The organism is Bacteroides caecigallinarum (genome assembly GCF_016901995.1).
In the GTDB taxonomy this organism is placed as follows: domain Bacteria; phylum Bacteroidota; class Bacteroidia; order Bacteroidales; family Bacteroidaceae; genus Phocaeicola; species Phocaeicola cellulolyticus.
In genome coordinates, this window is sequence record NZ_JACJLE010000247.1 from 1 (window position 1) to 219 (window position 219).

At 53.0% G+C, this 219-nt stretch carries 1 rRNA gene; it reads left to right on the forward strand.

The features are described 5' to 3' along the window. Window positions 1–219, forward strand: a 23S ribosomal RNA gene (locus tag H6A61_RS15835); the annotation flags it as partial.

A 219-nucleotide genomic window follows, 5' to 3' on the forward strand; every position in this document is an offset into this window, starting at 1 on the left:
GCTCTGCAAAGAGTGACAGCGTGCCTTTTGCATAATGAACCTACGAGTTACCGTGTCCGGCAAGGTTAAGGGTCATGAGACCTGGATCCGAAGCGAAAGCGAGTCTGAACAGGGCGTCAAGTCGGATGCGGTAGACGCGAAACCAAGTGATCTACCCTTGGCCAGGATGAAGTCTGGGTAACACCAGATGGAGGTCCGCACCAATAAGCGTTGAAAAGC